12 protein-coding genes and 1 tRNA gene are annotated in these 13,316 nt (G+C 66.3%); 4 read left to right on the forward strand and 9 right to left on the reverse strand.

The genetic code is table 11. The annotated features are described in order from the left end of the window. The 9 genes from EC845_RS19695 to EC845_RS19730 form a co-directional block, all read right to left on the reverse strand. A partial coding sequence (locus EC845_RS19695) for a filamentous hemagglutinin N-terminal domain-containing protein (RefSeq protein WP_123299868.1) occupies positions 1-1,402 on the reverse strand: 1,402 nt, incomplete at its 3' end. Positions 1,403-1,669: 267 nt separating this feature from the next. Beyond that, positions 1,670-1,810 carry a hypothetical protein gene (locus tag EC845_RS22420; RefSeq protein WP_158615736.1) on the reverse strand — a complete coding sequence of 47 codons (141 nt, stop codon included), beginning with the start codon at positions 1,808-1,810 and terminating at the stop codon, positions 1,670-1,672. A 373-nt stretch (positions 1,811-2,183) separates the two neighbouring features. Beyond that, entirely contained in the window at positions 2,184-3,197 is a 1,014-nt protein-coding gene (locus EC845_RS19700) for a porin (RefSeq protein ID WP_123299869.1), read from the reverse strand. Positions 3,198-3,382: 185 nt separating this feature from the next. Beyond that, on the reverse strand, positions 3,383-4,147 hold the full coding sequence (locus EC845_RS19705; RefSeq protein WP_123300153.1) for an ABC transporter ATP-binding protein: 765 nt from the start codon (positions 4,145-4,147) through the stop codon (positions 3,383-3,385). A gap of 38 nt (positions 4,148-4,185) precedes the next feature. After that, positions 4,186-5,097 (reverse strand): ABC transporter ATP-binding protein, encoded by a 912-nt coding sequence (locus EC845_RS19710; RefSeq protein ID WP_123299870.1) that lies wholly within the window; start codon positions 5,095-5,097, stop codon positions 4,186-4,188. A gap of 48 nt (positions 5,098-5,145) precedes the next feature. Next, a complete protein-coding gene (locus tag EC845_RS19715) occupies positions 5,146-6,060 on the reverse strand; it encodes an ABC transporter permease (RefSeq protein ID WP_123299871.1) in 915 nt (304 codons plus the stop codon). Between the two features lie 54 nt (positions 6,061-6,114). After that, positions 6,115-7,161, reverse strand: a complete 1,047-nt coding sequence (locus tag EC845_RS19720) for an ABC transporter permease (RefSeq protein WP_123299872.1) — start codon at positions 7,159-7,161, stop codon at positions 6,115-6,117. A gap of 111 nt (positions 7,162-7,272) precedes the next feature. Beyond that, positions 7,273-8,928: an ABC transporter substrate-binding protein gene (locus tag EC845_RS19725; RefSeq protein WP_123300155.1), complete on the reverse strand. Its 1,656-nt coding sequence runs from the start codon at positions 8,926-8,928 to the stop codon at positions 7,273-7,275. A gap of 66 nt (positions 8,929-8,994) precedes the next feature. Continuing rightward, complete coding sequence (locus EC845_RS19730; RefSeq protein WP_123299873.1) at positions 8,995-10,152, reverse strand: mandelate racemase family protein; 1,158 nt, start codon at positions 10,150-10,152, stop codon at positions 8,995-8,997. 243 nt (positions 10,153-10,395) lie between these two features. Between EC845_RS19730 and EC845_RS19735 the strand changes: the two genes are divergently transcribed. The 4 genes from EC845_RS19735 to EC845_RS19750 all read left to right on the forward strand — a co-directional run bounded on the left by EC845_RS19735 (position 10,396) and on the right by EC845_RS19750 (position 13,257). Continuing rightward, positions 10,396-11,112, forward strand: a complete 717-nt coding sequence (locus EC845_RS19735) for a FadR/GntR family transcriptional regulator (protein WP_123299874.1) — start codon at positions 10,396-10,398, stop codon at positions 11,110-11,112. Positions 11,113-11,279: 167 nt separating this feature from the next. Beyond that, entirely contained in the window at positions 11,280-12,002 is a 723-nt protein-coding gene (locus EC845_RS19740) for a Crp/Fnr family transcriptional regulator (RefSeq protein WP_123299875.1), read from the forward strand. A gap of 21 nt (positions 12,003-12,023) precedes the next feature. After that, positions 12,024-13,124, forward strand: a complete 1,101-nt coding sequence (locus EC845_RS19745; protein ID WP_123299876.1) for a phosphotransferase family protein — start codon at positions 12,024-12,026, stop codon at positions 13,122-13,124. A gap of 56 nt (positions 13,125-13,180) precedes the next feature. Continuing rightward, positions 13,181-13,257: transfer RNA gene (locus EC845_RS19750), tRNA-Pro, on the forward strand. The last annotated feature ends 59 nt before the right edge of the window (positions 13,258-13,316 follow it).

The following is a 13,316-nucleotide window of genomic DNA, read 5'->3' on the forward strand; positions in this document are numbered from 1 at the left end:
CCGTGCCCGCGTTGTTCACATCCCCCGCCACGACCGCCGAGACCTTGCCGCCGATCGCAGCCAGCACGCCCCCGCCCTCGTTGCCCAGCGCCCCGACCTTCAGCAGCAGATCATCCCCCGCCCTGATCGTGCCGCCCTTGCGGTTGTCCAGCCGCCCCGTGGCATCGATGCTCATCGACTCGCCCGCCTGCAGCGCCCCGCTGTTGTCGACGCGACCCGCCTGCACGGCCAGCACGCGCTCCGCGACGATCTTGCCCCGGTTGTTCAACGCCTGCGCCTCGAGCCCGATGCGCTCGCCCGTGAGGCTGCCGTCGACGGCCAGCTCGCCCCGCGCCAGCACGCTGACCGTATCGGCATCGAGCCGCTTGCCCGCCGCCACGGCGATGCCCTCGCCCTCGAGCCGCAGCCCGACCTTGGCATACACATCGGCCACGCTGAGGTCGCCGGCCGCCGTGATGCGCACGTCCCCGGTCGAGGCGACGACACCCTGGTGGCGCACGCCCAGTCCCGACTCCGTGCTCACGAAGCGGATCATCCGCCCGTACATGGCCCCCAGCGTGCTGCCGTCGATGGCCCACACCGGCGCGCCCTCGCCGCCGTCGGCCAACTTGTAGAACGAGCGGCTCGCGGGGTTGTAGCTGTTGAGGCCGGCCACGACCTGGATCTCGGCGGTGCTGCCGTGCGAGGCCACCAGGGCGTTGAGCCGGATGGCCCGGGCGACCAGGTCGAAGTAGCTCAGTCCGCTGGTGTTGATGCCGCTGCCCTCGACCGTGATCTGACCACCGCGCACGTCGAAGCGCACCGTGCCGTCGGCGTTGAGCTGCGGGCGCCCCGTGGTGAGCGTGAGGCTGTTGAGGTTGACGCTGGAGACGCCGTTGCCCACGATGCCGCTCTCGTTGGCGATGAAGACGTCCATCTTCTGGTTGCCGAAGCCTTCGAGGGCTCCGCGCAGCTGGCTCGGGGCGCCGCCGTTGACTTCGAGCAGCGCACCGCGGGCGGCCGGGCCGTTGCCCAGGTTGCCGTTCTTGACGACAAAACCGCCGATCTGCGAGATGCCGTCGGTTTGACTGTTGTTGAGGATCAAGCCGCGTGCGTCGACATCGAACTGCGTGAACTTGTTGTGCGAGATGCCCTGGCTGCCCGGCGCGACGATGTTGACGACGGGCACGCCGTTGGCGGCCTGCGAGATGCCGGCGCGCTGGCCGGCCGACGCATTGCCGTCGACCTCCAGCCCCGCTTGCGCCATCGCGGGCAGCAGGCCCAGCGTCGCCATCACCACTGCCAAGGCCTGGCTACCCGGCCCGCTTCGGCTGCCCTTGCCGCGTGCACGCGTCACCGGCGACACCGCCACCCACGTACCCACACGGGTACTGAAAACAAGTTTGTAGAGATTGCTGTTCATGGGAACGCTCCTTGGGCCAGACAAAGCCAGAGCAGGTCGAGGGGAAAACATCGAAAGACAGCAGAACGGGCAAGCCCATCCTGTTCGCACAGGGGCACCATGAGGAGGACCCCGTTGTGCGCCTGTGCAGACGTCGAACCGTCGCAAGGCGCCGTGCACGCCCCCGCCGCATCGACGATGCGTTCGAGGCGTTGCACGCCGAATCAAGCTCGCACAACGGCAGATGCCGAGGGCGTCGCGCGCCAGGACGGCACGCTGTTCAAGGGCTCATGAACCGGGAAGGTGACGGGTGCGCTCGCGCAGGGCAGGCCGCCCGGCGAGCGTCCGTGGACATCCCGCTTCACGCAGCGCGGGCACGTCTGCTCCGGTGAAAAAAGAAGAAACCATGGCGTTCATCAGTTGACTCATCGCGATCGCTGTTGTGGAAATGTCAGGTTGTCTGAGAGCCCCCTGGACCATCGAACAACCCGGCGCAGCGGCAAGCGCGAAGGGGATCGTCGGATATCCAGGACTCGCGCGCCTGTCCGGTGACCGGTAGCGCGACGACGGCACCCGAGCAGAATAATCATGCTCATTTGCCTGAGCTGGCTTGTTGCCGGAGCGACGCACCGCGGGGCCGCCATGGGCGTCCCGGGCCTATCCGCGTGATGAGGGGTTTCGACGACACCGGTCTCGATCCGGCGATGAAGGAAAACGCGATGGACACGTGAGCGCGGGCCCCTGAATCAAGGGCCCGCGACAGGGAAACAACGGCGTGAACAACCCGGCCGAAGCCGGCTGTTCAGAAGTTCTTGCGCAAGGCGATTTCGCCGCCCGATCCGATCTGCCGGGGTGAACCGAACACCCGGTAGCGGTCGTGCAGCAACGACAGGTTCAGCGAAGTGAGTTTGCTGAAAGGATAGGCGTAGCCGAGGCTGGCCCTGCGACGCTGTGCATCGCCGCCACGGTCTACCCCATTCATGAGCCGCTGGGTGCTGGCCTGGTAGGACAGACGCACTTCGCCGACGCCCAGCGGAGCCGATGCCCCCAAGGTGTAGGTCGCGGCACGTCCGGCACCGCTGGCGCCCAGATCCCAGCTGCGCGCGGCAATGCCGTAGAGCGCGAAACGGGTGAAATCGTAGGTGGCAGACAAGGCGGCGGTCTGCCATTCGTCCGCGGCTCGCGTACCGCTTTGGGCCCTCGTGTCGCGCTGCCAGGCCACCGACACGATGAGCCTGTCGCCCTTGTATTCACCCTGGAAACCGTACAGATCCTTCTGGCTCGAACCCTCGCCGGTGGCATACGAAGCGGCGACGCTGAAGCCGCTGAAATAGGCCGACTGCAACGTGACGGTGTTGTCCCATTTCTCGTTCTGAGCGGCGCCGCGTGTCCCCATGCCCGCCAGGCTGTCGCCGCCGAACGACTCGAAACGTCCGCTGACGCCGCGCTCGTTGACAGGGCTGCTCATGCGGCCGAACCGAACGCTGCCCAGGCCCTGCTTTTCGAGGCCTACCCAGGATTTGTCTTTCCACATGCCCTCGCCATCCTGCACGCCCGTGTCGGCAAAGAACCGGTGCTCCAGTTGAAAAAAAGCCGACAGTCCGTTGCCCAGATCCTCCACGCCCCGAAAACCGATACGGCCACGCGAGCTGTCGTCGATGCGCAGGGCCGGACGATCGGGTTCCTTCACATCCTTCATGTAGCGCACGCCCAGGTCCACGCGGCCATAAATGATGTTGGACGACTGGGCCCAGGCCGATGCCGCCGGCAGGGCCGCCAGCATGATCGCCGCACAGCGCAAGGTCCTCTTCTTCATGTCTTGTCTCCGTTGTCGTTCGTTTCAACACAACACGCCGGGGGCTCACCTTTCGAAGGCGATGAAGCAACAGGCGTGGCTCCGCCCTCGCGCTGTTTCAGCGCTTTTTAGAAGCAAGGGCGTCGATGGGGGCCTGGGGCTCGCCGGGTGTCGGCGACCCGGCCCGGCAGCCGGATAAAGGACCGCTAGGCTGCGGTGGCCATGTCCCGGCTGTAGCTCAGGCTGGCCTCGACCAGCATGCGGGTGTAGTCGTGCCGGGGCGTTCCCTGCGCCAGCGTCCGCGTGTCGAGCGTCTCGACGATCTCGCCGGACTGCATCACCGCGAGGCGGTCGCACAGATGGGCGACCACGCTCAGGTCATGCGTGACCATGAGGTAGGTGAGTCCGTCGCGCACGCGCAGATCGGCCAGCAGGTTGAGAATCTCGGCCTGCACCGACACATCGAGCGCGGAGGTCGGTTCGTCGAGCAGCAGCACACGCGGCTCGAGGATCAGGGCTCGCGCAATCGCCACGCGCTGACGCTGCCCGCCTGAAAGCTGATGCGGAAAACGATCGCGGAAACCCGGGTTGAGACCGACTTTGACCAGCACCTCGTCGATGCGCTGTTCACGCCGGTCCTTGCGGTGGATGATCAAGGGTTCGCGCAGGGCCCGCGCCACCGTCTGGCGCGGATGAAGCGAGCCATACGGATCCTGGAACACCATCTGCACCAGCCGGCAGCGGTCGAAATCCAGCGTTCGGCCCAATGCCCGACCGCCGATCGACAGCTCTCCGCGCCAATGCGTGAGCAGGCCGGCCAGGCAGCGCAGCACCGTGGTCTTGCCCGAGCCGGACTCGCCGACCAGGCCAAAGGACTCGCCCTGCGCGACGCTGAAACTCACGTCGCGCAAGACCTGAACGCTGCGGGCCCCCTGCCCGAAGCTGAGATCCAGCCCGCGGATATCGATCATGCGGGCAGCGTTTTCCGTCCCCGTGTCGGTGTTCGGCATCATGCGCAGACTCCTTCGCTCGAAGCCTGCAACCAGGCCGGATCGCGCTGCAAGGTGGGCAGGCGTTCCTGGCGCCTGTCGAGGCGCGGCAATGCGGCCAAAAGGCCTTGTGTGTAGGGGTGGCGGGCCCGATCGAGATCTGCGGCAGCGATCGACTCGACCACCCGTCCGGCATACATCACCAGAACCCGATCGCAGAAGCTGCGAACCAGGTTGAGGTCGTGGCTGATGAAGATCAGTCCCATGCCGTGATCGCTGACCAGGCCGTCGAGCGTCGACAGGACCTGGCGTCGCACCGACACATCGAGTGCGGAGGTCGGTTCGTCGGCAATGATGACTTCGGGTCGCGTGATCATCATCATCGCGATCATGATGCGCTGGCCCATGCCGCCCGAGACCTCGTGCGGATAGAGGTCGTAAACCCGGCGGGGATCGCGGATGCGGACCGTCTCCAGCATCGCCACGGCACGCTGGCGGGCCTCGTCGGCACCGATGCGGTGATGCGCGAGATAGGCCTCGGCGACCTGTTCGCCGACCCGCATCACCGGGTTCAGCGAGTATTTCGGGTCTTGCAGAATCATGGAGATGCGCTGGCCGCGCACCTTCTGCATTTCGCGCTCGGACAGCGTGAGCAGTTCCTGGCCCTGCAGGCTGCACCGGTCTGCCGTGATGCGGGCACTGGCCGGATGCAGGCGAAGGATGGCGCGGCCGACCGTCGATTTGCCCGAACCCGACTCGCCCACGATCGCCAGCTTCTCGCGCCCCAGCCGGAACGAGACGCCGCGCACCGCGTGCACCGGGCCGTCGTCGCCGGCAAACGTGATGTCGAGGTTGTCGACCTCCAGCAAGGGTTCGTGGCGATCGCGCGCCCCTGCCCGGGTCGGCGGAATGGAAAGAGGGGGTGTCGTCATCGACGTGTCTCCTGTCTTCGTTTTCTGTTGAATGGCGGCCGGCCGGGCTCAGGCCCGGGGATCCAGCACATCGCGCAAGCCGTCGCCCAGCAGGTTGAAAGCCAGGCTCACGAGCAGGATCGCGGCACCCGGCATGGCGACCAGCCACCAGCACTCGATCATGTAGTTGCGGCCGGTCGAGATCATGGCGCCCCACTCCGGCAGCGGCGGCTGCGCGCCCAGGCCCAGAAAGCCCAGCCCGGCGGCCGTCAGGATCACGCTCGCCATGTTCATGGTCAGCCGCACGACGACGGACGACAGGCACATCGGAGCGATATGGCGAAGCAGAATGCGGGGGGCCGAGGCTCCTTGCAGACGCACGGCCTGGATGAAATCCGCATGGCGCAGGGACAGCGTCTCGGCCCGCGCCAGCCGTGCGATCGGCGGCCACGATGTGAGCGCGATGGCGACCACCGCATGCTCCAGCCCGGGGCCCAGCGCCGCGACGAAAGCCAGCGCCAGAACGAGGCTCGGAAAGGAGATGAAGATGTCCGTGATGCGCATGAACACCGTCTCGACCCAGCCACCGAAGTAGCCCGCGACCACACCGATGGCCAGGCCGATCGGCCCCACCACGACCGCCACCAGCGTGATGATGTAGAGCGTGATGCGCGAGCCGTGCACCAGCCGGCTGAAAACGTCCCGACCGTACTCGTCGGTGCCGAACCAGTGCTGCGCCCCGGGGGGCTGCAGCGCGCGCAGCAAATCCTGCGCACCGGGATCGTAGGGAGCGATCCAGGGGGCGAACAGAGCGACCACGATCAGGCCGGCGACCACGGCCAGGCCGGCCAGCGTGAGGCGATTGCGGCGCAGCTTGCGCAGCGCCTGGCACACGGGGTGTGCGCTGAAACGCTGCCAGGCGCCGGACCGGGGTGTATCGGCCGATGCCGCCAGGGCAGACCGGGATGTCGGAAGACTGGCCATGAAGAGTCCTGTCAGATGATGCTTGAGGTCAATCGACGATGACGGCTGTGCCGTTCATCGGGTACGGGGATCGAAGACGCGATACAGCGCATCGGACAGCAGGTTCAGGCCGATGAAGATCAATCCGATCACCAGCACGCTGCCCATGACGGCGTTCATGTCGCCCAGCAGCAGGCTGCTGGTGAGGTACTGGCCGAATCCCGGCCAGGCAAAGACGGTTTCGATGAGCACCGCGCCTTCGAGCAGGCCGCCGTAGGCCAGCGCCACGATGGTGAGCAACTGGACCAGGATGTTGCGGAACGCATGGCGCCAGATCACTTCGCGCTCGGACAGGCCCTTGACACGCGCCGTCAACACGTATTCCTGCGACAGCTGCGAAAGCATGAAGCTGCGCGTCATGCGGCTGATGTAGGCCATGGAATGCAGGCCCAGGATGGAGGCCGGCAGCACGAGGTGATGAAGCGCACTGCGCCAGGCTGCCCAGTTCCCGGCCAGTGCCGAGTCGATCAGCAGCATGCCGGTGACCCGCGGAACCAGGCCGTCGAAGGCGAGGCCCACGCGGCCGACGCCGCCCACCCAGTCGAGCCAGGCGTAGAACACCAGCAACCCCATCATGCCGAACCAGAAGATGGGCACGGAATAGCCGGTCAGGCTCAGCACCCGCACGAGCTGGTCCTGCCAGCGGCCACGGTGCGTGGCGGCAAACACACCCAGCGGCACGCCCAGCAGCGTGCCCAGCACGATGGCCGCGCTGGCCAGCTCGATCGTGGCCGGAAGGACACGGGCGATGTCGTGGGTGACCGGATTGCCCGTGAGGATGGCGTTGCCGAGATCGCCCTGCAGCAGGTCGCCCAGGTAGTACACGAACTGCACGTACAGGGGCTGATCGAGGCCCAACTGGCGATAGACCTGCTCGTAGGTGGACTGGTCGGCATCCGGCCCCACGATGGAAAGAACCGGATCGAGCGGCATGACGCGGCCGATGATGAAGGTCAAGGCCAGCAGACCGAGCAACGTCAGCACGATGGCCGACAGCTTTCTGGCCCAGACGGCCAGGGGCTGGGCGCCGGCCCAGGGCCGGGTTGCAGCGAGATGAGACATGTGAGCGATCCTTGTACGGTGGGACGGGGCGCCGTGCACTCGGCTGAGCAGGCGGCTCCCATCTGGATTCGGACGAAGCGCCGGCCCGCGGGCAGGCGTCGGAGGCAGGCCTCAGCGCTGCTTGTAGACCTCGTGGTACCGCGTGGTGACGGCGGGGTGGCCGTGGTAGTCGCGCAGATCGCGCGTCAGCATGACCGTGTCCAGCATCTGCGAGATCGGAAAGATCGCGCCCACCTCGCGCTCGAACTCGCGCTGGATATCCTGGTACATCGCCTTCTGCCGCACCGGGTCGGCCTGCGTGACCGCCTCCTCGATCCGCGCATTGATTGCGGGACTGAAGAACGATGTCCGCCAGCCCTGGAAGTTGGTCAGCCGCGCTTCGTCCCGGTTGTCGGGGTTGTAGACCAGGGCCCGCAGGCTGGAATGGGGGTGAGGCTCGGCGCCGCCGCCGCCCCGGCCGACGATGATGTCGAACTTGCGCTCGCGCATGGCGCCATAGACCTGGTTGCCGGTGCCCGGCAGGATGGCCGCCTGGATGCCTGCCTGAGCCAGCGTCGCCTGCAGGCTGGTGGCGATGTTGATGAAGGGCGATTCGGCCAGCACGCGGATGGTGGTCTTGAAGCCCTGGGGGTAACCCGCTTCGGCCAGCAGTTTCCGGGCGGCGTCCACGTCGAGCGCATAACCCGGCTCGGGCAGCGTGGCATCCAGCCCGCGTTGGACCGGTCGCTGATGCAGCACGCCGTAACCCGGCATGATCGACGCATTGATGCCCTGGTAGTCGATCAGCGAACGCAGCGCCAGCCGCACCCGCGCATCGGCAAACGGCCCCTCGCGTGCACTGACCGCCGCGTAGTACATGGTGCCGCGCTGCACGCCTTCGCTCACCAGGTCGCCGGCCCGTTGCAGGGCCTGGATGTCGGGCACGGACATGCCCGTCGCGATGTCGATATCGCCGCGCTCGATCATCAGGCGCAAGGCCTGCGACTCGGTCATGTGGCGCATCACGACACGGCGCAACCGGGCCGGGCCGCGCCAATAGCCGTCGTACCGGCTCATGAGCAGCACGTCCTTGGCGCGCCATTCGTCCAGCTTGAATGCCCCCGAGCCCGCCGCGCGGGTGCTCAGCCACGCATGGCCCAGGTCGCCGTTGCGGTCGTGCGCCATGACCGTCCGGCGGTCCAGCACCACGCTGCTCACGCTGGTGGCCAGCGTGTACAGCACCAGCTTGGGGTCGGTGGCTTTCGGCAGCCGGATCACCAGCGTGCGATCGTCCGGTGCGGCGATGAGCTGCTCGGCATTGCCGGCGTTGAAGCCATAGCTTTTCCAGGCCGTGGCCAACGCCAGATTGAGCTTGAGCACCCGCTGCAGCGACCAGGCCGCATCGTGCGCGGTCAAGGCATATCCCGAATGGAAGGTCACGCCCGAACGGATGTGGAAAGTCAGTTGGCGGCCGTCCGGAGCGATCTCCCACTGCTCGGCCAGGCCGGGCTTGACGTCGGTCAGGCGCTGCGGGTCGAGCTCGACCAGGTAGTCGTAGAGGTTGGCCGCGATCTCGACCACGTCGTTGCCGGTGGCAGCGGCCGGGTCGAGCGACAGCAGGTTGTTCATGCTCATGCCGACGATGAGCTGGTCTTGCGGCGTCTTGGCCAAAGCCCCGGCGGGCAGGGCAAGGGCCAGCGCACACGCGGTGCCCAGGGCCAGCACACCGGCACGCACGCCGGCCGCCAGCACCCGGCCCGCCTCGGCCGCACGGAACACGGGGGTCATGGCTTTTGTCGGATCTTCTGCCACGTTGTCTCCTTTGTTTTGCATCCCGGGAATCGCCTCGGGTTTTCAGTACGTCTCGATCGTATGGGCTTCGACGTAATCGAGATCGATGTCCTCGCCCAAACCGGGTTTCTGCGACAGGTGGACATAACCGTCGGCATCCATCGGATCCCAAAGGCTGTTGAGGTAGGGAGGCACTTCGTCGTAATCCAGGAAGGGGTGCAGCAGGCCGCGTTCGTACCAGCGGCAGTTCTTGATGGCGGCACAGACCGCCAGGTTGCCCGCGCTGCTGCCGTGCACCTCGCAATCCATGCCGAACGACTCGGCCAGATGGGCGACCTTCAGCGTCGGGCCGATGCCCCCCACGCCCGGCACGCCGGCACGCAGGATGTCGCAGGCCCCGGCCTTGACCCAGTCGGCGCGCGTCCAGTGCTTGCCCGCGGCCGTTTCGGGGCCCAGGATGGGAATATCGAGCTGCCCGGCCAGCCAGGCGTACGAAGCGATGCTTTGCTCGCTCATCATTTCCTCGAACCAGGTGAAGTTCAGGCGCTCGAGCGCACGGCCGATCTTCAAGGCCTCCATCCGGCTGTACCAGTGGTAGCCGTCGATCATCAGCGCGATGTCCGGCCCGACCGCTTCACGCACCGCTTCGCAGGCCTTGATGTCCATTTCGACGCTGGGCGCAAACGACACCGGCGGCATCCAGGTGTGCAGCTTGATGGCCTTGTAGCCCCGCTGCACCAGCTTGACCGCGAAGGCCGCGTACTCGTCCGGCGTGGACAGGCCGCCCTTGAGCTCGTCGCCGCACATCGTGCTGCCATAGGCGGGCACCTTGTCGCGATAGCCGCCGATGAGCTTGTAGACCGGCAGCCCGAGCTTGCGCGCGGCGAGATCCCACAGGGCCTGATCGAATGCGGCCAGGGCGCGCTCGGTCAGTTGTCCGGCGCTGCCACGCTGCCAGTGCTCCAGGTCGTGCCACAGGCGCTCGCGGTCCATGGGATCCTGACCGATCAGCACCTTGCGTCCGAAGCTGTTGATCACGAAAGGACGAATCACTTCGACCGGCGCCAACACGCGGCCGGCCGTGCCGTCTTCGGCCGTGAGCGTCAGCATCGCCAGCTTGGCCTGTGTGACGGTGTCGCTGGGGTGGGAATGCCCTGCGCTGTCGGATGTCCGACGGGATGGGAAGGTGAAGACCTGGCCTTTGATGCTTTCGATTTTCATGCTTGTCGAGTGGTAAGGAAGTGATGGAGACGCCACGTCATATGACGTCTTTTCGTGACACCCATTCTGAACCCATCATATGACCTCTCGATTCCGGGTTATCCCTTTATACAAGCGAAAATCGACCATGAATTCAGGGATTCAGACTGTTATCACAGGGACCGACGACAACCCATCATATGAGTCAACCCGTACCATGCCATATGATGGGTCGACTCCATTCCCAGCCAACCACGCCCCGACATGAGCCGACGCGAAACCCTCACCGAGCGCATCACCCGCACCTTGGCCGACCACATCGCCACGGGCCTCTATCCGCAAGACCAGCGGCTGCCCAGCGAACAGGCGATGATCGAAGAGTTCGGCGTGAGCCGCACCGTGGTGCGAGAAGCCATTGCCAACCTGCGTGCCAGCGGCAAGGTGACCACCGTGCCGGGCGTCGGCATCTTTGTGGTCGAGCAGGCCGCCCCGCTGGCCGACTCCTTTGCCATCCGGCCCGAAAGCCTGACGGCCGCGCAGTCGCTGCTCAACGTTCTGGAGCTGCGCATCGCGGTCGAGTCCGAGGCGGTCGCGCTGGCCGCATTGCGCCGCACACCTCGCCAGATCGACGAAATGCGCCAGGCCATCGACGACATGCTGGCGGCCATCGACCAGGGCGAGGAGCCATTCGAAGCCGACCTGCGTTTTCACCGGACCATTGCCGAGGCGACGGACAACCCCGAGTTCGTGCGCCTCTTCAACTACATCGGCGGCCTGTTGATTCCGCGCGCCCAACTGCGCTCGCGCCAATTCGAGGGCAAGGCCCTGAGCTCGCTGCGCGAACGCATGCACCGCGAACACGACCACATCTGCTACGCGCTCGAACGCCGCGACCCCGATGCCGCGCGCGCCCTGCTGCGCCTGCACCTGTCGAGCAGCCGCGACCGCCTGCGCGACAGCGTGGCGCAGCAGGCACCCTGAAGGCGCCTCGGGCCGGTGCAGCGAACCGCTGAAAGACAACGGCCGGCAGCGTCATGCTGCATCGCGTCATGGGAAACCCCATTCACAGTATCGGCCACGCATGTGAGAGTGAAGCCCTCGCTTCAAACAGGTGCCTTGCGCCTTCGCAGTCACTCTCAAGACACGCCATGGATGAGCCCATTCTCAATATCGAAGAACGTGCAGCGATCAACGCGGGGCGCTGGTTCTCCACGCTCTCGCCGTCCCTGCGCCACGACATCCTGCGATGCGCCTATGTCAAGCGCTACAGGGACGGCGAACTCATTGCCGCCCGCGGCGATCCGCCCGAGTCGTGGATGGCCTGTGCCCGCGGCGCGGTGCGCGTGAGCTCGACCTCGCTGACCGGCAAGCAGATCACGCTGACGTATGTCGAACCCGGCGTGTGGTTCGGCGACGTGGCGATGTTCGACGGCGAGCAGCGCACGCACGATGCCTATGCCCACGGCGACACCACGGCGCTGTGCGTGGCACGGGCCGACTTCCAGCGCATACTGGCCCAGCACAGCGAGCTGTACGAAGCATTGACCCGCCTGCAGGCCAGGCGCATCCGCCAGCTCTTCGGGCTGGTCGAGGACCTCAACACCCTGCCCCTGCGCGCACGGCTGGCCAAGCAGCTTCTGCATCTGGCCCGCAGTTACGGCCTGCCCAGCCTGGCCGACGGCAACGAGATCCGCATCGGCCTGCAACTGGCGCAGGAAGAGCTTGCGCAATTGCTGGGCGCCTCGCGCCAGCGCGTCAACCAGGAGCTCAAGTCGCTCGAGCGCGATCACATCATCCGCATCGAACCCGGCGGCCTGGTCATCCGCAACCGGCAGGCCCTGCTGGGCATCGTCAGTTCGGATGCCGGCTGAACGCAGGCGAGAAAGCGGCTCATGAGCACAAAGGCATCGCCAAGACCCGAGGAACCGTCACTCTCGCCGTCCACCGCCACCGCCACGGCCATCGACTGCGACGCGCTCGACGCCTATCTGCACAGCCATGTCGAAGGCTACGCGGGCCCCTTGGCGCTGGCGCGTTTTCCGGGCGGGCAGTCGAATCCCACCTACCGGCTCTCGACGCCAGGCCAGACCTATGTGATGCGCACCAAGCCCGGCCCCGTGGCACGTCTGCTGCCCTCGGCTCACGCCATCGAGCGCGAGTACCGCGTGATGGCGGCGCTGGCCGGCAGCGATGTGCCCGTGCCACGCATGGTGTGCCTGTGCGAGGATGAATCCGTGATCGGGCGGGCTTTTTTCATCATGGAGGACATGCGTGGCCGCGTGCTGTGGGATCAGTCGCTGCCCGACGCCACGCCGTCCGAGCGCGGAGCCCTCTACGACGAAATGAACCGCGTCATCGCCGCGCTGCACGGCGTCGATGTACAGGCCGCAGGGCTGGCGCAGTACGGCAAGCCGGGCGATTACATCGCGCGCCAGATCAAGCGCTGGAGCCTGCAGTACACCGCATCCATCACCCGCCCGATCCCCGAAATGGACCGGCTGATGGACTGGTTGCCCCGCAACATGCCGGCCAGCGCGTGCGGCGACGGGCCGGTGGCCATCGTGCATGGCGACTACCGGCTCGACAACCTGATGTTCCATCCGGTGGAGCCGCGCATCGTGGCGGTGCTGGACTGGGAACTCTCGACCCTGGGCCATCCGTTGGCCGACTTCAGTTATCACTGCATGGCCTGGCACATCGAGCCCGGCGCTTTCCGGGGCATCGGCGGACTGGATCTGGCGGCATTGGGCATTCCCTCCGAATCGGACTACATCCGCCGCTATTGCGAACGCACCGGCCTGGCCGATCCTGCTGCCCTGCGCGAAGACTGGAACTTCTACCTCGCCTACAACCTGTTTCGCATGGCCGCCATCCTGCAAGGCATCGCCAAGCGCGTGGAAGACGGCACGGCCTCGAGCGCACAGGCCATGGCGTCGGCTCGGGGCGCCGTCCCCTTGGCCAGACTGGCCTGGCAATTTGCCCAGAAAGCCTGAGCCCATGCCGAGTCCAGGCGCCTGCCAAAAACCCGCTACAATGGCGAGCTTCGTGTCGGAGCGTAGCGCAGCCTGGTAGCGCAACTGGTTTGGGACCAGTGGGTCGGGAGTTCGAATCTCTCCGCTCCGACCATCGAAATATCGAATTTGCACAAGCACTTAGGCCTCACGGTCTAGGTGCTTATTTTTTTG

The organism is Comamonas sp. BIGb0124 (assembly GCF_003752175.1).
Lineage (GTDB): Bacteria > Pseudomonadota > Gammaproteobacteria > Burkholderiales > Burkholderiaceae_C > Comamonas_F.

What these genes read in the sequence shown, in the direction of transcription:
- EC845_RS19740 (WP_123299875.1), top strand. Translation starts at nt 11,280, where the DNA reads ATGGATGAGCCCATTCTCAATATCGAAGAACGTGCAGCGATCAACGCG.
- EC845_RS19730 (WP_123299873.1), bottom strand. Translation starts at nt 10,152, where the DNA reads ATGAAAATCGAAAGCATCAAAGGCCAGGTCTTCACCTTCCCATCCCGT.
- EC845_RS19720 (WP_123299872.1), bottom strand. Translation starts at nt 7,161, where the DNA reads ATGTCTCATCTCGCTGCAACCCGGCCCTGGGCCGGCGCCCAGCCCCTG.
- EC845_RS19725 (WP_123300155.1), bottom strand. Translation starts at nt 8,928, where the DNA reads ATGACCCCCGTGTTCCGTGCGGCCGAGGCGGGCCGGGTGCTGGCGGCC.
- EC845_RS22420 (WP_158615736.1), bottom strand. Translation starts at nt 1,810, where the DNA reads ATGAGTCAACTGATGAACGCCATGGTTTCTTCTTTTTTCACCGGAGCA.
- EC845_RS19700 (WP_123299869.1), bottom strand. Translation starts at nt 3,197, where the DNA reads ATGAAGAAGAGGACCTTGCGCTGTGCGGCGATCATGCTGGCGGCCCTG.
- EC845_RS19705 (WP_123300153.1), bottom strand. Translation starts at nt 4,147, where the DNA reads ATGATCGATATCCGCGGGCTGGATCTCAGCTTCGGGCAGGGGGCCCGC.
- EC845_RS19715 (WP_123299871.1), bottom strand. Translation starts at nt 6,060, where the DNA reads ATGGCCAGTCTTCCGACATCCCGGTCTGCCCTGGCGGCATCGGCCGAT.
- EC845_RS19710 (WP_123299870.1), bottom strand. Translation starts at nt 5,097, where the DNA reads ATGACGACACCCCCTCTTTCCATTCCGCCGACCCGGGCAGGGGCGCGC.
- EC845_RS19745 (WP_123299876.1), top strand. Translation starts at nt 12,024, where the DNA reads ATGAGCACAAAGGCATCGCCAAGACCCGAGGAACCGTCACTCTCGCCG.
- EC845_RS19735 (WP_123299874.1), top strand. Translation starts at nt 10,396, where the DNA reads ATGAGCCGACGCGAAACCCTCACCGAGCGCATCACCCGCACCTTGGCC.